The sequence below is a fragment of the Enterococcus eurekensis genome (assembly GCF_042654605.1).
Lineage (GTDB): Bacteria > Bacillota > Bacilli > Lactobacillales > Enterococcaceae > Enterococcus_I > Enterococcus_I eurekensis.
Genome location: NZ_JBHSGT010000044.1, coordinates 1 through 23199 on the forward strand (window position 1 = coordinate 1; position 23199 = coordinate 23199).

Annotated in this window: 18 protein-coding genes and 1 other annotated feature; of the genes, 5 read left to right on the forward strand and 13 right to left on the reverse strand. The window is 36.2% G+C overall.

What is annotated here, in order from left to right:
• Positions 1-112: 112 nt before the first annotated feature.
• Positions 113-1609, reverse strand: coding sequence for a ribosomal protection-like ABC-F family protein (gene abc-f / locus ACFO3L_RS07520; RefSeq protein WP_379965475.1), 1497 nt, complete (start codon positions 1607-1609; stop codon positions 113-115).
• A gap of 1569 nt (positions 1610-3178) precedes the next feature.
• On the opposite strand from abc-f, the gene ACFO3L_RS07525 reads away from it, so the two are divergent.
• Together ACFO3L_RS07525 and ACFO3L_RS07530 are read left to right on the forward strand one after the other, a co-directional pair.
• Positions 3179-3841: a DUF4352 domain-containing protein gene (locus ACFO3L_RS07525; protein ID WP_379965478.1), complete on the forward strand. Its 663-nt coding sequence runs from the start codon at positions 3179-3181 to the stop codon at positions 3839-3841.
• Between the two features lie 115 nt (positions 3842-3956).
• Entirely contained in the window at positions 3957-4121 is a 165-nt protein-coding gene (locus ACFO3L_RS07530; RefSeq protein ID WP_379965481.1) for a hypothetical protein, read from the forward strand.
• A 405-nt stretch (positions 4122-4526) separates the two neighbouring features.
• Here ACFO3L_RS07530 and ACFO3L_RS07535 read toward each other — a convergent pair whose 3' ends face one another.
• The 4 genes from ACFO3L_RS07535 to metG form a co-directional block, all read right to left on the reverse strand.
• On the reverse strand, positions 4527-4958 hold the full coding sequence (locus ACFO3L_RS07535; RefSeq protein WP_379965484.1) for a hypothetical protein: 432 nt from the start codon (positions 4956-4958) through the stop codon (positions 4527-4529).
• Positions 4959-5078: 120 nt separating this feature from the next.
• A complete protein-coding gene (locus ACFO3L_RS07540) occupies positions 5079-7808 on the reverse strand; it encodes a cation-translocating P-type ATPase (protein WP_379965487.1) in 2730 nt (909 codons plus the stop codon).
• 249 nt (positions 7809-8057) lie between these two features.
• Positions 8058-8762, reverse strand: coding sequence for an MgtC/SapB family protein (locus ACFO3L_RS07545; RefSeq protein ID WP_379965490.1), 705 nt, complete (start codon positions 8760-8762; stop codon positions 8058-8060).
• 173 nt (positions 8763-8935) lie between these two features.
• Positions 8936-10945, reverse strand: coding sequence for a methionine--tRNA ligase (gene metG, locus ACFO3L_RS07550; RefSeq protein ID WP_379965493.1), 2010 nt, complete (start codon positions 10943-10945; stop codon positions 8936-8938).
• A 193-nt stretch (positions 10946-11138) separates the two neighbouring features.
• On the opposite strand from metG, the gene ACFO3L_RS07555 reads away from it, so the two are divergent.
• The gene (locus ACFO3L_RS07555) at positions 11139-11963 is read left to right on the forward strand and encodes an NUDIX hydrolase (RefSeq protein ID WP_379965496.1); all 825 of its coding nucleotides are present in this window, start codon (positions 11139-11141) and stop codon (positions 11961-11963) included.
• A 461-nt stretch (positions 11964-12424) separates the two neighbouring features.
• Here ACFO3L_RS07555 and ACFO3L_RS07560 read toward each other — a convergent pair whose 3' ends face one another.
• From ACFO3L_RS07560 to ACFO3L_RS07595, 8 genes are all read right to left on the reverse strand, one after another.
• Positions 12425-13345: an RNA-guided endonuclease TnpB family protein gene (locus ACFO3L_RS07560; RefSeq protein ID WP_379965499.1), complete on the reverse strand. Its 921-nt coding sequence runs from the start codon at positions 13343-13345 to the stop codon at positions 12425-12427.
• Between the two features lie 147 nt (positions 13346-13492).
• Positions 13493-14560, reverse strand: a complete 1068-nt coding sequence (gene rlmN, locus ACFO3L_RS07565; RefSeq protein ID WP_379965502.1) for a dual-specificity RNA methyltransferase RlmN — start codon at positions 14558-14560, stop codon at positions 13493-13495.
• Positions 14561-14695: 135 nt separating this feature from the next.
• Positions 14696-17134 (reverse strand): DNA translocase FtsK, encoded by a 2439-nt coding sequence (locus ACFO3L_RS07570; protein ID WP_379965505.1) that lies wholly within the window; start codon positions 17132-17134, stop codon positions 14696-14698.
• 92 nt (positions 17135-17226) lie between these two features.
• Positions 17227-17700 carry a GyrI-like domain-containing protein gene (locus ACFO3L_RS07575; protein WP_379965508.1) on the reverse strand — a complete coding sequence of 158 codons (474 nt, stop codon included), beginning with the start codon at positions 17698-17700 and terminating at the stop codon, positions 17227-17229.
• 119 nt (positions 17701-17819) lie between these two features.
• Positions 17820-18272: an HIT family protein gene (locus ACFO3L_RS07580; protein ID WP_379965511.1), complete on the reverse strand. Its 453-nt coding sequence runs from the start codon at positions 18270-18272 to the stop codon at positions 17820-17822.
• A 95-nt stretch (positions 18273-18367) separates the two neighbouring features.
• Complete coding sequence (locus ACFO3L_RS07585) at positions 18368-19180, reverse strand: amino acid ABC transporter substrate-binding protein (protein ID WP_379965514.1); 813 nt, start codon at positions 19178-19180, stop codon at positions 18368-18370.
• A gap of 23 nt (positions 19181-19203) precedes the next feature.
• Positions 19204-19836 carry an amino acid ABC transporter ATP-binding protein gene (locus ACFO3L_RS07590; RefSeq protein WP_379965517.1) on the reverse strand — a complete coding sequence of 211 codons (633 nt, stop codon included), beginning with the start codon at positions 19834-19836 and terminating at the stop codon, positions 19204-19206.
• 12 nt (positions 19837-19848) lie between these two features.
• A complete protein-coding gene (locus ACFO3L_RS07595; RefSeq protein ID WP_379965520.1) occupies positions 19849-20490 on the reverse strand; it encodes an amino acid ABC transporter permease in 642 nt (213 codons plus the stop codon).
• 177 nt (positions 20491-20667) lie between these two features.
• Positions 20668-20901 (reverse strand) — a binding site (T-box leader).
• A gap of 155 nt (positions 20902-21056) precedes the next feature.
• On the opposite strand from ACFO3L_RS07595, the gene ACFO3L_RS07600 reads away from it, so the two are divergent.
• A complete protein-coding gene (locus tag ACFO3L_RS07600) occupies positions 21057-21923 on the forward strand; it encodes a helix-turn-helix domain-containing protein (protein WP_379965523.1) in 867 nt (288 codons plus the stop codon).
• A 120-nt stretch (positions 21924-22043) separates the two neighbouring features.
• Positions 22044-23153 carry an ABC transporter ATP-binding protein gene (locus ACFO3L_RS07605; protein ID WP_379965526.1) on the forward strand — a complete coding sequence of 370 codons (1110 nt, stop codon included), beginning with the start codon at positions 22044-22046 and terminating at the stop codon, positions 23151-23153.
• The last annotated feature ends 46 nt before the right edge of the window (positions 23154-23199 follow it).

Genomic DNA, 23199 nt, shown 5'->3' on the forward strand with positions numbered 1-23199 from the left:
AAGGAAGAAAATCGAAAAAAGATTTTCTTCCTTTTAATTTATTCAAGAGACTTTTGGGTCAGCCTCTTTTTTGTTCTCATAGCATCGATTTACAACAATTATTAATTATCATTTAATCCCGAAGTTCAATTGTTTTTGTCGCAACTTTTGATAAAAAATATTGATCATGATCAACAATGATCATAGTGGGGTTGGCCTTTAAAATGGCTTGCTGTAGTTGTTGATGATTCAATATATCTAAATAATTTAATGGCTCATCCCAAATGAAAATATCTGCAGGCGTCAGCATTGCCTTAGCGATTTCCACCCGTTTTTGTTGCCCTTGACTCATCTGCTCAATTTTATTTAGGAAGACACTACGTTCAACCCCTAGTTTACGTATATGATTCAATAGTTCTTCTTCACGAATCTGTCGTTTTTCCGAAAATTCCGCAAGCGTTCCTGTATTGTCTTTAAAATCTTGACGAACGAGACTTAACGTCCAATTGCGAGCAATCGTTACCTCTCCTTTTACTTCGCCTTGAAAATTACCCAACAAGAAATCAATCAATGATGTTTTCCCTGACCCATTCGCTCCCGTAATGGCTAGTCGATCCCCTTTGTTTAATTCAAAAGAAATCGGCGCAAATAACGCACGGTCCCCGTAAAATAGTTGAAGATTCTCTGCTTTAATCCACTGTTTTTTATACGTTGATTTAACATGAATCGTCAAAGGGTCCACTTTTTCCAAGTTTTTAAGCAATTTTTCTTTTTCAGAAATTTGGTCTTCCATCCGATGTATAATTGCTTTACTACGCTTCATCACACGAGCAGCGCGCGCACCAATCGCTCCAGTATCGCCAATTCCCCCACTACCTTTTTTATGAGGATCGCCATACTTATCTTTTTCACGTGAACCCGACCATTGGGCTTTTTCATCAGCTGTCTTACTCAAACGATTTATTTCACGCTTCAACTTCGTATTATTAGCCAATTCCGTTGCATCTCGCTGTTTTTTCTCCGCTTCATATAGCGAATAGTTCCCTTGATGTAACACTAATTGATTGCGTTCAATCGATAAAATATGATCAACGACATCATCAACTAATTGTCGATCATGACTGACTAAAATAAACCCTTGCTTCTTACTCTTTAAATAATGTGCCACTAATTTTCTTGCAGCTAAATCCAAATGATTTGTCGGCTCATCAATTAAAGGAAATCCCTCATCTTGCGCAAATAAAATGGCTAAGAGCACTTTCGTTTGTTCCCCGCCAGACAACTGTTCAAACGGTAACCATAATACTTCTGGATTCACTGCCAGTAAATTCAATTCCCGTTCCAACTTCCAGTACTCTGTTTCATCAAAACCTTCAAGAATTTGATACGTTAGCAGTGTCTCATCTTTAACTTCTTGTGGGAAATATAAGAAATTCGTCTGATGTTCGATGTTTCCTGTATAGGGTAATTTTCCTTGAATTAAATTCAGCAACGTCGTTTTTCCACGTCCATTGCGACCGACTAACCCTAGCTTCCACGATGTTTGAATCGTTAAATCGGCGTTCTCAAATAATAGGGTGCTTTGTAAATCAAAACCGTAAGTTAAATTTTTAATGCGTATTGTCGACATATAGCCTCCTGACTCTTTCTATTTTTAGAAAGAAAAAACCTTCTCCTATTTTCAGGAAAAGGTTTGTTTACGTCGCCAAATAAAAAGATTACTCCCTTGGCGAAAACATTCCTATCCTAAAAATCTGCACACTTCTTCCTTGGTCTTACCAAAAAAGTTGTCTGAATGCAGCTTCAATAAATGGGTTAATTTTTCAATTCCAAGATCCCTCACTTTTTATATTCTAGATTTAGTCTATCATGATTTACCAAAAAAGGGTACAAAAAAATCACTCGATTGGTTAGGCCGAGTGATAAAAGGAGTTTACTCTGGTTAGGAGTAAATGAAAAATAAAAAACTCTTTTTCTCTGCGTATTTTAATTAATCACCTTGATATGGTCATACGAATTCCTTTTCAAGCAAAGGTTAACATCGTAATTTATATTTATCAATTATATTTTTGAGTTTTCTTAAACATTTTAAGTTATACCCTTTTTTTGTATTGTATTTTTTAAAATACATTATATAATTTAAATTAAATAGAATTAGAAAATATTAACAACTTCTCAAACTCCATTGAAACAGGGGCTTGAAGCACGAAGCATGAAAGCCACTAATCTTTCAAAATTATCAGGTATTGGAAAATCATCAATCAGCTATTGGTTATCAAGAAAATACTAAGCTAAACCAGATAAGGTATTTATTATTACAAGAGTTTTAAATGTTGATGAAACATGGTTAATGGAGCTAGATGTTCCTAGGGAAAAAACTAGTGATATACTTTCTACCTATAATAATCAATTAGACTCTCTTCGCCAATTAAAAATAATTGACTTTGCTGAAAAACAATTAGAGGAATAAAATAATATTGTTGAATTTAAACGATCTGACATAGTAATGATAATATTTTAGCGGCCCATTTAGTGGATTCTGTCAAAGAATTTACCAATGGTCAAAATGATGGACTAGAAGCTTACTTAGATAAAGCACGATACGATTATTTCCGAAAACATGATAAGTAAGTGAAATGATAAATAACTATGAGCTTCTCTTATCAAAATTCATGGGCGAGTTACCAGTCATCGAACTACCGCTTAAAGAACGTGGTTTAGAATTAACGATTATAATGGAATGATTTTCATTGACTTTCCTCTTCCATCAAATCGTAAAAGAGAAATTTTATCAGAAGAATATGGTCATTTTAAAAACGAGCAGCGGCATAATTATTAATTACAACAATACCGAAAGTCGAAAGCAAGAATTAGACGCCAGAAAATACCCAATCGAAATGATTGTAACACTTGATGATTTAATCGAATGTTGTGAGAATAAATTATCAACAGCCTTTGAGTGTGCTGAATACTTGGATATCTCGGTTGAATTATTCAAAAACGCATTAAGTCATTACCTTTCTACATATGGAACCCACTATTTCTACAAAGATAAAAATTTCGTCTTTTATTATGAAAGTGTTAAAATTTTCGAAAAAATAAGCTAAGCAATGTTTGCGGCATTACTTAGCTTGATACTCACCATTACCTAAAACAGAGAGACCTTAAAACTATTATATCAGAAACGGGGTAAAAGAGAATGGCGAAAAAGAAAGTTATTGGGGAAGATGGTAAAACTTACACAATGAAGGAGAAAAAGCCAATTTATAAACGTGTTTGGTTTTGGATTCTCGCAGTAATTGTAGTTGCAGGTATTAGTGGTGCTTTAGGTGGTGAAGAAGAGCCTGTTAACGGTGGGGAAAAAGTAGATCAGTCTTCTCAAGCCGAATCTAAATCAGAAGATAAACCAGAAACAAAAGAATCAAAAAAAGAAGAACAGCCAGCCGAAGAAGTTAAAGCATATAATATTTCTGATGAAGTAAATGTAGGAGACGTTATGTATGTCGTAAATGGCATTGAAACAGCTACTAATGTCGGCGGTGAATATGGACAAAATTCAAAAGGAACTTATCTAATCGTAAGTATTTCAGTCACAAATAACGGTTCTGAAGCTCTTTCTGTAAGTGATGACTTCTTTGTTCTCAAAAATGATGGTAAAGAGTATAAATCAGATGCTATGGCCGCAATTTATGCGAATGATGATAGCTCTTTTTTCTTAGAATCAATTAACCCAGATTTAACTATGTCTGGTAAAGTCATTTTCGATGTATCAGATGCAGTAATCGACTCAACAACAAAGCAATTGCAAGTCGCAACTGGATTTTGGGGCACTGAAACTGAATTAATTAACTTGCAGCAGTAGAACAAAAAACACGCTTCCCTATCCTGGCAGACAGCAAGCGTGTTAGCACCAAAACAAAGTCTATGAAATCATAGTCCTGTTTTACTATATCTATATTACTAAATTAAAAGGTATGATGCAAAATTTTCTTAGATACTTAACACTTGGCGGTGGTGGTACAACGGAGAAATCAATTACAATTAAAAAATATACTAAAAAAGATGGTTCTTCCGCTTATATGTTTAATGTCTATGTTGGCCATAATCCGCAAACTAAAAACAACGTGTATCGTCTATCGTAAACGACAAGGATTTAAAATAAAAACAACCACATTAGAGCTTTACTCCCATGTTATGCCTGAAGAAAAGGAAAAAATAGCCGCAAAATTCGCAAGCTTTGTTGGATTTTAAAGCAATGGACGGACCTTTCATTTTTAAGACACAAAAAATAGGCGATAACTCGAAAGAAATACTCTTCCAAAGCTATCGCCCACCACTTATAAACATTGATATATCAATATAAATACAAAAAAATCACTCGATTGGTTAGGCCGAGTGATAAAAGGAGTTTACTCTGGTTAGGAGTAAATGAAAAATAAAAAGGTTATTGTTGGTTATACACTTAGTATAAACGAGATCGTCAACTTTTACATAAAAAATAGCTAATAGTTTTATTAGATATTTCTTGTTTTATTCTTCATTTGTACTTATCTTTTTAATAAAGTGCTTGTCATACGTTGAATTGAGAATGAAATACCATCTGTTGCTTCGTCTTGAACGGCTTCTGCTGCATTAAAAGCTTCAACATCGACTTCTCCATTCTTCAGGCTATCGATCATTGATTGACAACCTTTAACATAGTTTGTGTATGAACGTTCAAATTTTTTGTGGACACCAAGTACTTGTGCTGGTGGACGTAGTTTATTAATTTGCTCCAGCATTGCTTGATACTTAGCTGTGCCTTTTTCAAAGCTTTCGATTATTGCTGTTAGTTTTTCAGCTGAAAGTTCACTTAATGTATCGTTATCAATTGCTTGGCGAACTTCTTCATATTTAGGATTTAGGCCTTCGCCAATTTCCTCTGTGTCTTGTACAATTTTATTAATATTTTGGATATAAAAACCAAGATTTGGTCTCACACGCATTCCCTACTTTCTTTTGTTGATAGTTTATATTTTACCTTGTTTTACTCAAATAGAAAAGCACAAAAAAACTGTCCGAAATTACTTCCGGACAGTTTTTTTGATTTTTCAAATCAATTAAATCTTACCCATACGACGTTGGATGAATTTCACAACTTCGACAATTGGAATAATCGCAAATGATGCTCCAACAACGATTAACCATTGTGATCGATCAAGTGGTGTTACTTTGAAGATATCATTTAATCCTGGAATGACAACAATACCCATCATTAAGACAAATGATAACAAGATTGCGCCATTAAACGTTTTATTTCTGAACGCTCCAACTTTAAACAATGATTGGTGAACCGATTTTACGTTGAATGCGTGGAACAATTGCATTAAACCTAATGTTACGAAGGCCATTGTTAAAGCATCCGCGTGTTGTAAATCATACAATTGTGTTGCATCTAAACCATTGACATTTAAAGCTGTGTGTACTGGCCATTTAATTGCTGACCAATAAACGAATAAGACCGTTGCTGCTTCTAAAATACCTTGGTAGATAATACTGCTCATTACGCCACCTGAGAAGAAGTTTGAGTTCTTTCCACGAGGTTTACGAGCCATTAAGTTACCTTCAGCAGGTTCCATTCCTAATGCAATCGCTGGGAATGTATCGGTTACTAAGTTAATCCATAGTAAGTGAATTGGTAATAAAATATCCCAACCCATTAAAGTCATGATGAATAATGTTAATACTTCACCCAAGTTGGCAGCCATTAAGTATTGGATTGCTTTTTGGATGTTTGAGAAGACTTTACGTCCTTCTTCAACTGCGACAACAATTGTTGCAAAGTTATCATCGGCTAAGACCATATCAGAGGCACCTTTTGATACTTCTGTTCCAGTAATACCCATTCCGATACCAATATCGGCTTGTTTTAATGAAGGCGCATCGTTAACACCATCACCAGTCATCGCAACTACTTTACCAGCTTGTTGCCATGCTTTAACGATTCTTACTTTATGCTCTGGAGAAACACGGGCATATACAGAGTAATTTGTAATTTTTGAAGCAAATTCTTCTTCTGACATTAAGTTTAATTCTGCACCTGTTAAAACAGCTGAATCATCACCTGGTTGGATGATTCCTAAACGACCAGCAATTGCTTCAGCAGTATCTCTATGGTCACCTGTGATCATAATTGGACGAATGCCTGCATCTTTAGCAACTTTTACCGCACCTGCAGCTTCTGGGCGCTCTGGATCAATCATTCCAATTAAACCAGCAAAGATTAAATCATTTTCAATATGCTCAGAATCTAAATCTTCTGGAACGCTATCGATAAATTTATACGCTGTACCTAAAACACGTAATGCTTGTTTTGCCATATTTGTATTGGCTGTTAAGATTGTTTGTTTCTCTTCATCTGTCATTGGTAAAATATCACCATTAACATTTAATGTATTGACACGATTTAATAATACGTCTGGTGCACCTTTTACTGCTACAAAGAAGCGACCATCAGCTAATTTATGAATGGTACTCATTAATTTACGTTCAGAGTCAAATGGTAAGTCTGCCACGCGTGGTTCTTTTTCAACTTCAACACGAACGTCAAAACCTAAATCTAAACCAAATTGAATTAACGCTGTTTCGGTTGGATCTCCGACAACTTTTCCTTCTTTATCAAAACGAGAATCGTTGGCATAATTCATAATTTTAACTGCTAGGCTATCTGCTGGTACTTCACCTTGAGCGTCGTATTCATGACGATCAACGTATAATTTTTCAACAGTCATTTGGTTTAATGTTAATGTACCTGTTTTATCTGATGCAATAATATCTGTTGCACCTAAAGTTTCAACTGCTGGTAATTTACGAATCATTGAGTTACGTTTGGCCATTACTTGCGTACCAATCGCTAAAATAATCGTAACAATCGCTGGTAAGCCTTCTGGGATCGCTGCAACTGCCAGTGAAATCGACGTTAAGAGCATCTCTACCCAACCTTGATCACGTAACAGTGTTCCAACGAAGAACATAATTACAGCAACAATTAAAATGGCAAAAGTTAAGAATTTACCCAGTTGGTTTAAGTTGCGTTTCAACGGTGTTTCTGTTTCGTCAGCATTCGCCAACATGTTCGCAATCTTACCCACTTCCGTATTCATACCTGTATGAACAACAACCCCTTTACCACGACCATAAGTAACATTGCTGTTTGAAAATGCCATGTTAATACGGTCGCCTATTCCAACTTCGCTGTCTTCTAAAACGACAACTTCTTTTTCTGTTGGAACAGATTCGCCTGTTAAAGCAGCCTCTTCAATTTTTAAAGAGCTACTTTCAAATAAACGCATATCAGCTGGGACGATATCTCCTGCTTCTAACAATACGACATCTCCTGGAACTAAATTATGGCTGTTAATTGTAATGTTATGCCCGTCACGTAATACGTGAGCATCCGGCGTTGACATTTCTTTTAACGCTTCAATTGCTTGTTCGGCTTTATTTTCTTGAATCACACCCATAATCGCGTTAATTACAACTACGGCTAAGATAATAATCGCGTCAACCCACTCACGGTGGCCTTCAGCGTTTGGTACTAATGCTGAAATCGCTGCGGCAATTAATAAGACGATAATCATCATATCTTTAAATTGCGCTAGCAGTTTTTGAAGCATTGTTGATTTTTTACCTTCATCGAGTTCATTTGAACCATATTCCGCTAGGCGTTTTTCCGCCTCTGCTTCTGTTAAACCTTTTGGCGTCGTATTAAGATTACTTAATACTTCTTCTTCCGTCTGAGTATGGAACGCTTGACTCAGCTGTTGTTTCTTTGCTTGTTCGTCTGACATTTTTTTCCTCCTTAAAATGTTTTCCCACAAGCCTATTTCTTAGACATAAAAAAAATAGACTTGTGTATGCGTCACACATACATAAGTCTCACTAATTAAGACAACACCAGAAATCAGTAATTTCGGTTGGTGATGTTGTCACAGCCTATTGTATGCTGCCAGTTACTCCCCTATGAACAAATAATTACAAAATCTATTATACAAGAAGTCTCTAGCTTTTGACAGTATTTTTACTTTATTTTCATAAAACTAAATATCCACAATTCGAATTTTTGTAATATTTTTGTATCTCGACAAATCCTCCATTACTTGGGAGTAAGTCATTTTTCTTGGCAAATCAACAGTGTAAACGTTTGAATAAACTCGATGATCTTCAAAAAATTCTACATCAAAATCCAAGGTTTCCACCTTAATGCCATTTTCGTGAAAGTAATTTAAAATGAATTCTTTCGTTTCAGAGCGATGAACATAACGAATTTCCATTTTTTTCAACGTATTCACACGGATTACTCGATTAATAACAGTGAGAGATAAGATTATTCCTACAAAGCTACAAATGGCAACTAGATAATACCCCATACCAATCGCAATTCCTAGTCCAGCAACGGTCCAAATAGAGGCAGCTGTCGTTAATCCTTTGATTGAACGATTGGAAACAATGATTGTCCCTGCTCCTAAGAAACCAACACCGCTAACAATTTGTGCAATCAAACGTGTTTGATCTGAACGAATCGCTGAGAGCAGTTCTGGAAACTCTCTAGCTTGTTGCAAGCTTTCAGCGGCAATTTCAACTTGGGTTAATGCAATAATCGTAGCCCCTAGGCAGACAAGCATATGTGTTCTTAACCCAGCCGGTCGATTTTTATACTCTCTTTCAGTTCCAATCACTCCTCCCATTGCTAAAGCCATGACTAAACGAATGACAATTTCATTCAAACTGAGATGCACTTCCATGATTTCCCCCCTTTTTCCTTAATACCTAAATTGTAGCCTATCTTCAGTTAATTGAACAGTTGAAGCTTCTAGTACAGCATAAAAAAACAAGAAGCGAGATTCCTCACTTCTTGCTCTTTCTACAATTAATTAAGATTTTATTTCAATGTTAGTAATAGTACGATTCAACAAAATTAAGCGATAATTGAACCGTTCGGCATGCCTGCGGGTGCTTCTACAATTTTTAATTCGCCTGCTTCATTTTCAGCTGATAAAATCATTCCTTGACTAATTAAGCCACGCATTTTACGTGGTTTTAAGTTCGCAACAATTACGACTTTTTTCCCAATTAAGGCACTTGGGTCTGCATAAAATTCAGCGATTCCTGATAAAATCTGACGGTCTTGATTGTCGCCAGCTGCTAAACGAAACTGTAATAGCTTGTCGGCACCTTTGACTTTTTGGCAATCAATCACTTCTGCGACTTTTAATTCCACTTTATCAAAGTCTTCGAATTTAATTTCTTTGTCTTTAACAGAGGCAAATTCTGTTTCTTCTGGATCCCACTTAATCGTTTCCGATGGATTGGTACCACCTTCTGCCATCTTATTACGAATATAAGTTGCTTCTGTTTCAATCTCCAAACGTGGGAAGACTGGTGTCCCTTTTGCTACAACCTTTGTTTCTTCAGGGAATTCACCAAAACGCAAATCTTTCAGATGCATTTCTTCAGCATTCAATCCTAGTTGTTCAAAAATTTTACCTGGTGTTTGAGTCATGATTGGTTGTAAAAGAATTGCTGAGATTCGTAATGTTTCAGCTAAATGAACCATTACACTGTCTAGCTCTGATTTTTTCTCTTCATCTTTGGCTAATACCCAAGGCGCTGTCTCATCAATGTATTTATTCGCACGAGAAACCAATGTCCAAATTTCAGATAAAGCCGTGTTGAATTCCATTTTATCCATCGCTTGGTGGTAACGACCGATTACGTTAGCTGCAGTTGTTGATAGCTCACGATCAAATTCGGTTACTTTTGAAGCGTAATTTGGTACGACGCCATCACAATACTTGTTAATCATCGCAATGGTGCGGTTCAATAAGTTCCCTAAGTCATTGGCCAAATCATAATTTACACGAGAAACAAAGTCTTCTGGAGTAAAGACACCGTCACTACCAAATGGTACTGCGCGTAATAAATAGTAACGTAGAGCATCTAATCCATAACGCTCTACTAACATTTCTGGATAAACAACGTTGCCTTTTGATTTAGACATTTTTCCGTCTTTCATCATTAACCAGCCGTGACCAAAAATCTTTTTCGGTAAGGGAATATCAAGTGCCATTAACATAATTGGCCAATAAATCGTGTGGAAACGTACGATTTCTTTTCCAACCATATGAACATCTGCTGGCCAATATTTTTGGAACAATGAATCATCCTCTGAACCATAGCCCAAAGCGGTAATGTAGTTTGATAAGGCGTCAATCCAGACGTACACCACGTGTTCAGGGTTTGCTGTAATGGGTACACCCCAAGAAAACGTTGTACGAGAAACAGCTAAATCTTCTAAACCTGGTTTAATAAAGTTATTGATCATTTCATTCTTACGTGATTCGGGTTGAATAAATTCCGGGTGCGTTTCATAATATTCTAGTAAACGGTCTGCGTATTTACTCATTTTGAAGAAGTACGATTCTTCTTTAACTAATTCGACTTCATGGCCACTTGGTGCTTTCCCACCAATGACTTTTCCATCTTCGTCACGATATACTTCTGCTAATTGTGTTTCAGTGAAAAATTCCTCATCCGAAACAGAATACCAACCTTCATATTCACCTAGAAAAATATCTCCTTGATCTAATAAACGTTGGAAGATTTTTTGAACGGCTTGTTTATGCATGTCATCCGTTGTACGAATAAACTTATCGTAGCTAATGTCTAATGTGTGCCATAATTTTTTAATGTCAGCAACCATGTGATCCACATATTCTTGTGGTTTTACGCCGAGTTCATCTGCTTTTTTTTCAATTTTTTGTCCGTGCTCATCAACACCTGTTAAGTAAAACACATCAAATCCCATCAAACGCTTATAACGCGCCATCGCATCACATGCAATTGTTGTATAGGAATTTCCAATATGTAATTTACCACTTGGATAATAGATTGGCGTCGTAATATAAAATGTTTCTTTTTCAGCCATGAATTTGTTATCCTCCTTGTTTTGCTTCTAAATTCATTCTTTGCTAGTATAACATATTTTTTAAATATCGTTTTATTTTTCGCTAAGATTCTTTTAAAAGACAAAAGATTCGCTTTCTGTCTTTTTAACTTGTCAGAAAAAAGAAGCATGATAAAATAAATATACAAACCTATCTAAATAAGGAGGCTCGAATATGAGATTCACTTCAAAGGATCAAGAAAAACAGTACTATGAGCAAGAAGCAAGTGAAAGTGAATTTCTCGCTTGGTATAAAACACAATCACAGCCCGAATTTGAAAAACCATCTGTAACTGTTGATATGGTTCTGATGTGCTACAACAAAGAATTTGATCAGTTAAAAGTCCTGCTCGTTCAACGTAAAACCAACCCCTTTCGTAATTCTTGGGCACTACCTGGAGGCTTCGTTCATCCAAATGAATCGACAGGTGAATGTGTGATTCGAGAAACCAAGGAAGAAACAAGCGTCAATATTTCTGCTCAAAATATTGAACAGTTACATACTTTTAGCACACCAAATCGTGACCCTCGCGGTTGGGTAGTAACGGTTAGCTACTTAGCTTTTATCGGCGAAGAACCCCTCGAAGCTGGAGATGATGCCAGTCAAGTGCGTTGGTTCTCGCTTGAGCGCAGAAATGAACGTCTCTTTTTAACCAATGACGATATTGAAATTTCTCTCGATCTAGCAACCGGTAAAGCATTGAGTCAAGATAGCTTAGCTTTTGACCATAGCGATATTATTTTGAAAGCTTTTAAGCGTATTTCAAATAAAATGGAAAACCAACCTCAAGTTTTACAAGTCCTTGGCGAGGACTTTACCATTACCGAGGCCCGTAAAGTTTTTGCAAAGTTTCTTGGTGTGAATTTTCGAGAAATCGACCATTCAAATTTTAAGAAATCGTTACTTAAATTTTTGGAAGAAGTCGGTGAACGCTCAACCGGCATTGGTCGCCCATCCAAAGTCTACCGACTGAAACCAGAAATCTTTGTAGAAGAATAAGAGTTGTTGCTTTGGAGTGCTCAGATGCGAGTGATAAGCAAAGAAACGTTTGAAAGTGCTCTTTACTTTCAAAAAGGTTCTAGCCTATCACCGAGTCACAGCTTCAATTATGCCGTTTCAATAAGAGGCTATAAAACAAACGTTCAGGAGCAAGAGATAAGCGGGCATTAGAAAAAATCGTTTTTTGATTTTATTCTAGTGACAACTTATCTCCGCAGCTCCTGTTTATTTTATACCGTTTCAATAAGAGGCTATAAAACAAACGTTCAGGAGCAAGAGATAAGCGGGCATTAGAAAAAATCGTTTTTTGATTTTATTCTAGTGACAACTTATCTCCGCAGCTCCTGTTTATTTTATACCGTTTTAATAAGAGGCTATAAATGAAGCGCTTTAAAACTCTATTTAAATACATAAAAACGAGCAGCCCTTCTTTTTAAAAAGGGCTGCTCGTTTTATTTTCGTTATATCAATTCTTTATCATACCACTGCGTTTTATATTTGATCTTTGTTAGAAACTGATTCCAATCTTTCAACTGAAAGGTTGTAGTACGATTTTCTTTTTCTTTATTCAAATACTTATTTTGAATTTTAATTTTATCAAAATTTTTGACGAGTAAGAAGCTAACTTGTTCTAAATAATTTTTTGTTTGATTAGCTTTTGTTGTATGAAGTTGCTCGACCACTCTTTTTTGTTTTTGATAGTTTTTTGCATCTTTTAAATGAACTTTTTTTATTCGAGCGGCCTTTTTACGACAAGCCAGTTTTCGTTCTGCTTGAACAATTTTTTGATCAATCTTCTTTTGACAAAAATCAGGCAGGACTAATTTTTGATTCATTGAAATTAATTCGTGGGGATTAAATGTCAACTTGACTACTTCCCCGGTCTTTTTTAATGGCGGTATTTCTTCTAAGCATAATAATGAAACATAAAATTCTTGACTATGTTTTGCTGAGATTGTGGCCGACTTAATCTCGCCTTTGACTTCACGATGTTGGTCAACCACGACTAACTCTTTTAGCTTCGGCAATTTTAAGTAATTATCTGCTAACTGAACCGTTCCTTTTTGATTGTTTGTCGTGTACGACTGCCAACTATTTTTCTTACTTTTTAACTTTGGGTAACCAGCCCGACCGTTATAGTAATTTCGAAAGGCGCGTTCCAGATTACGCTGCGCATTGGCTAAAGCTAAACTATCCGTTTCTTTCAAAAATGGATGTTCTTGCTTTAATTGAGCCGGCGTTGCCTTTTCCATGCCGGGCTCTTGTCGACGCATTAATAATTGATTGTAAGTAAATCGTACACAACCAAATGTTTCGATAAAAAATTTTCTTTGGATTTCATCTGGATAAATCCGAAACCGATAACCTTTTAATTCTTTCATCCGCTCCTCCTCTTCCTTTTTTAAATTATCTGAATTAACAGACTTTTTAAAAGATACTACCTATCATAGAAAAATAACAACGATAATGCAAATAAATCGAAAAAAAAAGAACAATTCAAGTTTTTTAACTCAAATTGTTCTCAATGATTAAGAAGTTACTTTTTCTTTTTTAATTTGTTTACTACGTAATTGACCACACGCAGCATCAATGTCGGTTCCAAATTCTTTACGGATTACCGCATTCACTCCATGTTTTTTCAAGACATTATAAAAGGCTAAAACATCGGCCTTACTACTACGTGAGTACTGATCGTGCTCACTGACTTTATTGTAAGGGATTAAATTGACGTATGTCAGTTTCTTCTTATCTTTCAGTAAAGCCGCTAACTGTTCGGCATGTTCTTCACGATCGTTAACATGACTTAGCATAATATACTCAAAGGTGATGCGGCGATTGGTTTTTTCTAAATAGTAATCGACTGCCAACATCAATTTTTCTAATGGGAAGTTCCGATTAATTCGCATAATCGACGTACGAACGTCATTATTTGGTGCATGTAAAGAAATCGCTAAATTGACTTGTAAGCCATTTTCGGCAAATTCTTTAATTTTATGTGCCAAACCACTTGTCGAAACGGTAATATGACGCGCTCCGATTGCCAAACCTGTCCCATCATTAACAACGTGTAAGAACGTCATTAAGTTGTCATAATTGTCAAACGGCTCACCAATTCCCATCACTACAATATGTGAAACGCGATCGCCTTGGTTTTGGTTATCAAAGTAGCGTTGAACTGCTAAGATTTGTGCCACAATTTCACCGGCTGTTAAGTCACGTGTTTTTTTCAGTAAGCCACTGGCACAAAATGTACAGCCAATATTACAGCCGACTTGAGTCGTTACGCAAACAGACATACCGTATTCTTGACGCATCAACACTGTTTCAATCATATTTTTATCTGGTAATTGGAATAAGTATTTAACCGTTCCGTCTTTTGATTCTTGCACAATCACTTGCGTTAAAGGGTCGATAATAAATGCTTCAGACAACTTGTGAATTAAATCTTTGGGTAAGTTGGTCATTTCACTAAATGAGATGACACGTTTTTGATAAAGCCATTCCCATACTTGATTGGCGCGAAATTTTTTTTCATCGTTTTCGACGAGCCATGCTTCTAACGTTGCTTTTTCTAAGCCATAAATTGAAGGTTTCATTTTTTTCCTCATTTCAAAAAGAGTCGGTTTCACTATAACCGTTTTTTTGTGAAATTGCAATCTATTTCACGAAAGACTTTCAGCTAAAAAAAGTGTGTCTGATTCCTAAAAACCAGACACACTTCTTATTCTTTATTATTCAATTTCCTCATATGGAAAATCATCGACATCAACAGAGGCTTCCACTAAAACCTTACGTGGCTTACTTCCTTCTGATGGTCCGACAATTCCTTGCGCTTCTAATTGATCAACTAAACGCGCTGCACGATTATATCCCACACGGAAGCGTCGTTGTAATAATGAAACGCTAGCCGTTTGCATTTCAATCACTAATTCTTTAGCTTGTTCATAAAGTTCATCTTGATCTTCCGCGACATTTGGACTGTTTGGATTAATATCTTCTTCGGTAACCATCATTTCTTCCACATAGTTGGCCCCTTGTTGGTCCGTTACAAAAGAAACAATCGCTTCAACATCTTGATCTGAAATAAAGGCTCCTTGCACACGAATTGGTTTGTTTTCTCCCATTGGTAAGAAGAGCATATCGCCGCGACCTAATAATTTTTCTGCCCCATTGCCGTCAATAATTGTTCTTGAATCTGTTCCACTTGAAACAGCAAAGGCCATTCTAGACGGAACGTTGGCTTTAATTATCCCGGTAATGACATCTACACTTGGTCGTTGTGTCGCTAGAATCATATGAATCCCTGCGGCACGTGCCATTTGTGCTAAACGAATAATCGCATCTTCCACTTCATTACTAGCAACCATCATCAAATCTGCCAACTCATCTACAATTACGACAATAAATGGTAAAATCGGATTCTTCTCACCCGTTTCATTGTTGCGTCGAGTGATCATATCATTGTAGCCCGTAATATTTCTAGCACCGACAGCCGCAAATTTTTCGTAGCGTTCTTCCATTTCTTTCACGACTTTTTGTAAAGCTTGCGCTGCTTTTCTTGGATTGGTCACAACCGGTGTTAATAAATGGGGGATGCCGTTGTAGACATTTAATTCGACCATTTTAGGATCGACCATCATTAATTTCACTTCATGTGGTTTAGCACGCATTAAAATACTTGTAATAATGCCATTAATCGCAACTGACTTCCCACTACCAGTGGAGCCTGCTACAAGTAAATGTGGCATTTTGGTTAAATCAGCTGTTTGAACACGACCTGAAATGTCACGACCTAAAGGCACTTCAAGTAAATTATCCTCTGTCGCAGGATTGTTTTCAATCATTTCTCTAAAGGAAACCGTGCTCACCGCATCGTTTGGTACTTCAATCCCGATTAACGATTTACCTGGGATTGGGGCTTCCATTCGTAAATCTTTCGCCGCTAAAGCTAAAGCAATATCATCGGTTAGGCTAACGATTTTACTAACTTTCACGCCAATTGCTGGTTGGATTTCAAATTTGGTTACCGATGGACCTAAACTGGCTTTGACAACTTTGGCATCGACACCAAAACTTTCAAACGTTCGTTCTAAGACGCCAATATTGCGTTCGATTTTTTTATATTCCCCACTTTGGTCAGTTGCTTTGACTGCCTGTAATAAATTAGCTGGTGGCAATTCATAGGCTTCGTCTTCAACTTCTTGTGGAATTTCAAAATCTAAATCTTCTTGATCATCCACTTCTTCTTCCGTGGCTTTTGGTGCTTTTTTTGCAGTTTGCTTAACCGCTTCTTCTTCAGGTTCTTGGGTTAACGCTTGGAATGTATCGATTGGTACAAAACTTAATTGTTCTGGTTCACTATCGACTGTTTCGGATTGAACAAAGGCTTCACGTTCTTCTTCTGTTGACGGACGTACGGTATTAGCTTGTTGTTCGCGAATCTCAGCTAAGATAGCTTCACGCTCTGCTTGTTTCTTTGCCTCTTTTTCGGCTTGTTTTTCAGCTTTACGCGCTTGACGTAATTCTTTTTTTTCAGCTTTGAACGCTTGTTTTTCCGGACTTTCTTCAAGAAAACCGCCAAGACGCTCTTTTACCCCACTTAAGAAATCTAGTAATTCATGCAAACTCAAATTCGTACATAAAAAGCCACCGATTCCTAGTAAAATACCACTAATGATATAACTACCAATTCTTGAAACCAAGAAATAACTGGTTTGATAAATTAATCCACCAAGCATCCCGCCACCAACATTTTGGGTGACTTGATTGGCTTTTAAATCTGTTAGTAATAAGCCCCAAGTTGTGCTTAAAACAGATAAATCTTCTGTTTGAATTTTTTGGAATAATTGAATATGTAAAAAGTTAACAAGTGCTAAGTAAATTAGTAAACTACCAATTAAACGACGATAATTGGTCATCGTTGCTTCCGTATTGCGGATAATTAAAATTCCACCGTAAAATGCAAGTGCGATTGTTAAAATAGGATATGTATTTCCTCCAATTACTCGGAAGCCATTGGCGATTAAATTCCCTAAAAATCCTAATTGAAATAAGCCGAATAAGGCAAATAAAATAAATAAGAAGCCTAAACTAATTAACGTTAATTTTTCTTCTTGGCGTTTTTGTTTTTTTGTTTTCCGTTTTTTTGCCGGACGTTTTTTCTGTGCCATTTCATCCCTCTTTCCATCTTCTCCATTATAGCAAAAAAAAAGATGGGAACAAAAGTTTTCCTCATCTTTCTTTATTTTTTATTATTCGGCTGCTAAATTGGGAGGTATTTTTCTATCGGAACTAAAAACTCACAAACTTGCTCTGTCCCAATTGTTGTTTTAAATCGTTCGATAATCGGACTCTTGCGTAACTTTAGTTGTTTTTCTTTCATTTTTTTATCTATCGTCAACCAGAATGTTTCGACCGCCTCGGTTGTATGTGGCACTTCAAAGATGACATATGTTCCACCAGTATATAACCTTTCTTGTACTAATCCGTGCGATACATATGCTCCTGATACAAATAACGCTAAATCATATCGCCAGGCTTCTGGCGGTGTATTTTGAGGATCATCTAATGGAATACCTAAAATACCGGATTCATTCAGATCGTTCTCCAGATGATTATCTTTAATCCATTTCTTAAATGTCATCATCATTTCAAAATTCTCTTTACTACCATAAGGACCGACATTTCTCATATAGACTACTTTTTGCATCGGTAACGTTTCAATTTCTTGTTTCATTTAAATAAACTTCCCTTCAAAAATTCTTTTGAAAGGACTGCAGTCACTTCCTATTGATAACGATAATATGATTAAAAATAGTTTGCAATCAGTATTTTAAAAGTAATTCTATTTTCTGATTATTTCGATTGCTTCGATAAGTAAGACGCTATTTCTTGACGTAATTCGCCATGTTTTTCTTCTGCATAGGCTGTCTCTTCATTGGACCAATTTGATTTATCATATAACCAAACGGGCATTTTTCTACGTTCTTCAACTTCCCAACCATAACGTGGAAAAATGTGGGCGTGTAAATAAGCATCGGTATTACCTAAGATATCATAATTGATTCGTATCGCATCGGTACTAGCTAAAATCGCATCACCCAACAAACTCATATCGACTAAAAATGCTTGTCGTTCCGCTAAACTTAAATCATTTAACGAAAAAACTTCACGCTTTGGTAATAAGACACAATAACCTGGTAAAAACTGGGCATCGCCAAAAACCGCATAGCCTCCAGTTAATTCTTTAATTACCATCGGATTGTTACCTTCGACGGCAGCTTTGATTCGATTTTCTCTCCAACTCATCTTCCACACTCCTTTTCTTTCTATAGTATGACAGATTTCAAGCAAACAAAAAAGATGAATCGCTTCATCTTTTTCGTTCCTATTTATTTTAATGCTTAAGGTGTTACATCTTCACCAAACCATTTGATTGAAATTTCAGCAAACGAGCCGTCTGCTTGTAATTTAACCAGTGTTTCGTTAATTAAATCTGCTAAAGCTTGATCGTCTTTTCGAACACCAACCGCAAAATCTTCTACTTCAAAAGGGCTATCAATTACATTGTAATCCGCTAACTTATCCGCTTTAGCTAAGTAATATTCAGCATATACACGGTCAATTAACAAACCATCAATTCGACCATTTTCCAAATCAATAAATGCTTCATTAAAGCTTGCATAAAGTGTCGCATCTTGTCCATCAACCAATTCTTTTAACACTTCTGTTTGATCGTTAAAAGTTGTATAACCGGAAGATCCTTCTTGCGCGCCTAATTTTTTCTCTTTCATACCTGCAAAATCAGTAATTCCGCTATCTTTAGCCGTTACTAAGACTTGTAAATTTTTCATGTAAGTATTTGTAAATAAGACTTTTTTCTCGCGCTCTGGTGTAATAGTATAACCATTCCAAATCATATCAATCGTCCCATTTGATAATTCGGTTTCTTTCATTGACCAATCAATCGGTTGAAATTTAACTTTCTTATCCGCTGTTTCAAATACTTTTGTCGCTAACTCAACGTCAAATCCAGTTAAGTCCCCGTTATCGTCACGGAAACCCATCGGTACAAACGTATCATCAAGTCCTACAATCACTTCATCTTTTTCCGTTGCGCTTGGTACTGCTTTTCCTGCATCTTTACCCGAACCACAAGCAGCTAAGGTAACCATCCCAATTGCTGCAAACCATAATAAACCTGTTTTCTTTTTCATCTTTTTTTCCTCCTCTTATCCTCTTAATTCGGTACAACTTCTAATAAGTTATCCGCAATATTTTTTGCAAAAGCTAAATCGTGGGTTACCACAATTTGCGTTACATCCTCTTCTTTTAATCCTAAAATTAATTCTTCGACTTGTTGTCTAAGTGCTGGATCAAGTGCACTTGTTGGTTCATCATAAGCTAAAACTTTGGGTTCCATCGCCATCGCACGAGCGAGTGCTACCCTTTGTTTTTGTCCACCTGATAATTGATACGGATAACTTTCAAGTAATTCTGAAATTCCTAACTGTTCTGCGAGCTCTTTGGCTTTTTCGGTATATTTTTCTTTTGATTCTTTTAAAACCAATTTCGGAGCCAAGGTGATATTATCAAAAACCGATAAATGTGGGAATAATTGAAAATCTTGAAAAACAACACCCACCACTTGTTCATCTTCTTTTAATAAATCTGGTGAAAAAGCTTGTCCATCAAGTAGGAACCTCCCTTCATCGGCATTTTCTAGACCGGCTAAGATGCGTAGAAAAGTCGTTTTCCCACCGCCAGAAGGTCCGACAACACTTAAAATACTGCCTGTTGGAATATCTAAATCTAATTGATCAATAACTTGTTTTTTTCCAAATTTCTTTGATAAACCTCTAATTTGTAACATTTTGTCTACCTCCTAGCGATAATAGTTATAGTGTGTTTCAACTTTTTTCAAAATAATTGTAAAAATACCGGTTAAGCAAAGATAAATCACCGCGACACCTGCCAGTGGTAAAAGCGTTGCATCACGTTCCATGGCGATTTTCCCCATTCGCATCACATCCGATAAACCTAAAATGTAAATTAACGAGGTATCTTTCACTAAACTAATAATCTCATTCCCAACGGATGGTAAAGTAATTTTAAAAACTTGGGGAATAATAATTTTCGTAATCGTTTGGCTTTTTTTCAAACGTAAGACTTGAGCCGCTTCATATTGTCCTCTAGGAATCGATTGAATCCCACCACGAAATATTTCCGCAAAGTAAGCCGCATAGTTTAATATAAAAGCAAAAATTGCAGCATCGAAACGATCAAAGACAATTCCGACCAGTGGTAAACCGTAAAAAACAAAAATCAATTGTAGTAGTAGCGGTGTTCCCCGCATCAACCAAACATAAGCTTGGGTTAACCAGCGTAAAACTGAAATCCGATTGGATAAAGCAAAAGCGAAGATTACGCCTAATGGGATCGACCCGATTAAGGTAAAAGTAAATAATTGCAAAGTAATGCCCGCTCCCTCTAAAAGTTGGGGAAAGACTGAGATTAAATACGACATTGATAATTTCCTCCTTTAAAAAATGTACAAAAAAAGCCCTCTGGAAATAAATCCAAAGGACGTCTAGTAACGTGGTTCCACCTTTTATGCACGACTTTTCTCACAAAAAATCGTCTCATTCAGTCATTGATTGGTTTATAAAAAAGAAGAACAAAAAAGTCCTCTAGCTACGGATAGCTAAAGGACGTTCAATACGTGGTTCCACCTTTTTTTGTTTACTCTTCGCAGAAATAAACCTTCGTAAGTCATCAAACAATGACTGAAGCTATAACGGGCTTACCCGGATTCTCCTACTTGTTTCAAAAAATCGACTCCAAGATGTGTTTCACTTCATTCCTATGATCTCCTTCCACCATTTGGAGACTCTCTAAGCATAATCAACAAAGTTACTGTTCTTTTCGATGTCTATTTATTAAGTTGATTCATACTTTACAGTAACTTTTATCTTCTGTCAACACTTTTTATTTTTAATTTTAAGTAAATCATGTGGTATCTTTTCGAAAGTCCTTTGACTAGCGGCTAATTTTCGTTACAATTATGTTAGATACTAAATAAAGGAGAAACCTATGAATATTGAAACGCTTCAAAAAATTTACCCCAACGCTTCTCTACATCCCTTCTCGACGGATGATAGTGATTACTTCGTTTTTTCTGATCAACATAAATTTTTATGGATTCCTAAAAACAATCTTTCGAAAACTGAATTTCAACTTTTACAATCGTTGACAACACCCAGTAAGCAAGGGAAACAAATGAAAGATCATCCCTGGTTCGCAGTTTTGTTTGAACACCAAAAACCACCTGTTGACGAAGGCGCTTATCGGATTATTCAAGTCGAATTCAATCAGTTAGATAGTGCGACAATTGAAAATTGGAATACGGAATTACAAAGTATTTTACCTCACCTCGTCGATTACTTTTTTGTGACGGACACATATGCTCTACTTGTCGAAGTTTATCACGAAGAAGCTTTGATGATTGATGATCTTGAAGGTGTCTTTTTAGCACTTGACGGTGACTTTAATTTGTATACGAAGATTTTTGTTGGTTCTTTTTATGGTCATACAGAAGACTTTACTCGTCTTTTGGAAGAAGAAGAAGCTCTTTTCCATCATCAACTTGCAAATACAATTGAAAAAAAGATTTATAATTTAGCTTCCTCAAGTGTCGCGTTCTTTTCATTCAATGCGGTTAAAGATAGCTATTTGATGCGAACTTTATACCACCAATGGTTTCAAGAAGACGATTTAATCGATATCATTACTAACCTTTGGAAAAACCAAGGAAATGTCAGTTCCACTGCGAAAGACTTATTTATGCATCGCAATACTTTGCAGTATAAATTAGATAAATTTCAACAGTTGACTCATTGTAACTTAAAAAAAATGGACGACCTCTTTCTTTGTTATTTACTAACTTTAACTTTTAAATAATACTTTTTACAAGGTGCACAAGAAATGAATCATTTTTTGTGCACCTTTCCATTGATATAATAAACCGTTTTCATTTATAGTAAGGGTGTAAATAATTTAAGTGAAAGAAGGAATTTAGACATGGTAGAAATGGCCTTAAAAAACATACATAAAAAATATGAGAATAACGATTTTTATTCAGTAACAGACTTCAACTTAGATATTCAAGATCGCGAATTTATCGTTTTCGTTGGACCTTCAGGTTGTGGTAAATCAACAACATTACGTATGATTGCTGGTTTAGAAGATATCAGTGAAGGTGAATTATCAATCGGCGGACGTGTAGTCAACGATGTAGCTCCAAAAGATCGTGACATCGCGATGGTTTTCCAGAACTACGCTTTATACCCACATATGACTGTATACGATAACATGGCTTTCGGTTTAAAATTACGTAAATACGACAAGGCTGAAATTAAAACGCGTGTAGACAGCGCTGCTGAAATCTTAGGCTTAACAGAATTATTAGACCGTAAACCAGCTGCTTTATCTGGTGGACAACGTCAACGTGTTGCCTTAGGACGTGCGATCGTTCGTGACGCAAAAGTCTTCCTAATGGATGAACCTTTATCAAACTTAGATGCGAAATTACGTGTAGCGATGCGTGCTGAAATTGCGAAATTACACCGTCGTTTAGAAACAACTACAATCTACGTAACGCATGACCAAACAGAAGCGATGACAATGGCTGACCGTATCGTTATCATGAAAGATGGTTTCGTACAACAAATCGGTTCTCCAAAAGAAGTTTATAACTCACCAGTTAACGTATTCGTTGCCGGCTTTATCGGATCACCAGCGATGAACTTCTTCAACGTTACTTTAAACAACGGCGTTATCTCTGATGGACACGGATTAAATTTACGTATTCCTGAAGGACGTAACAAAGTTTTAGTTGAAAAAGGTTACGAAGGTAAAGAATTAATCTTTGGTATTCGTCCAGAAGATATCCGTACAGAACAAATCGTTCTTGACGCTTCTCCTGAATCAACTGTTCACGCAGAAGTTGTTGTATCTGAGTTGTTAGGTGCAGAAACAATGCTTTACACTAAAATTGGAACAACTGAGTTTATCTCAAAAGTAGATGCTCGTGACTTCCATAGCCCAGGTGAAATGATTGATTTATCATTCAATATCAATAAAGCACAATTCTTTGATAAAGACACTGAAAATGTAATCAAATTACCTTAATCTTGATAGTTCATTTGTAATACTCACTGGATTTGCCCCCTTATGG

Bases quoted from the DNA above. Each gene is read 5' to 3' on its own strand.
- ACFO3L_RS07530 (WP_379965481.1), top strand. From the start codon at position 3,957: ATGCAAAATTTTCTTAGATACTTAACACTTGGCGGTGGTGGTACAACG.
- ACFO3L_RS07585 (WP_379965514.1), bottom strand. From the start codon at position 19,180: ATGAAAAAGAAAACAGGTTTATTATGGTTTGCAGCAATTGGGATGGTT.
- metG (WP_379965493.1), bottom strand. From the start codon at position 10,945: ATGGCTGAAAAAGAAACATTTTATATTACGACGCCAATCTATTATCCA.
- ACFO3L_RS07540 (WP_379965487.1), bottom strand. From the start codon at position 7,808: ATGTCAGACGAACAAGCAAAGAAACAACAGCTGAGTCAAGCGTTCCAT.
- ACFO3L_RS07575 (WP_379965508.1), bottom strand. From the start codon at position 17,700: ATGAAACAAGAAATTGAAACGTTACCGATGCAAAAAGTAGTCTATATG.
- ACFO3L_RS07590 (WP_379965517.1), bottom strand. From the start codon at position 19,836: ATGTTACAAATTAGAGGTTTATCAAAGAAATTTGGAAAAAAACAAGTT.
- ACFO3L_RS07605 (WP_379965526.1), top strand. From the start codon at position 22,044: ATGGTAGAAATGGCCTTAAAAAACATACATAAAAAATATGAGAATAAC.
- abc-f (WP_379965475.1), bottom strand. From the start codon at position 1,609: ATGTCGACAATACGCATTAAAAATTTAACTTACGGTTTTGATTTACAA.
- ACFO3L_RS07595 (WP_379965520.1), bottom strand. From the start codon at position 20,490: ATGTCGTATTTAATCTCAGTCTTTCCCCAACTTTTAGAGGGAGCGGGC.
- ACFO3L_RS07545 (WP_379965490.1), bottom strand. From the start codon at position 8,762: ATGGAAGTGCATCTCAGTTTGAATGAAATTGTCATTCGTTTAGTCATG.
- ACFO3L_RS07560 (WP_379965499.1), bottom strand. From the start codon at position 13,345: ATGAAAGAATTAAAAGGTTATCGGTTTCGGATTTATCCAGATGAAATC.
- ACFO3L_RS07580 (WP_379965511.1), bottom strand. From the start codon at position 18,272: ATGAGTTGGAGAGAAAATCGAATCAAAGCTGCCGTCGAAGGTAACAAT.
- ACFO3L_RS07570 (WP_379965505.1), bottom strand. From the start codon at position 17,134: ATGGCACAGAAAAAACGTCCGGCAAAAAAACGGAAAACAAAAAAACAA.
- ACFO3L_RS07600 (WP_379965523.1), top strand. From the start codon at position 21,057: ATGAATATTGAAACGCTTCAAAAAATTTACCCCAACGCTTCTCTACAT.
- ACFO3L_RS07525 (WP_379965478.1), top strand. From the start codon at position 3,179: ATGGCGAAAAAGAAAGTTATTGGGGAAGATGGTAAAACTTACACAATG.
- rlmN (WP_379965502.1), bottom strand. From the start codon at position 14,560: ATGAAACCTTCAATTTATGGCTTAGAAAAAGCAACGTTAGAAGCATGG.
- ACFO3L_RS07555 (WP_379965496.1), top strand. From the start codon at position 11,139: ATGAGATTCACTTCAAAGGATCAAGAAAAACAGTACTATGAGCAAGAA.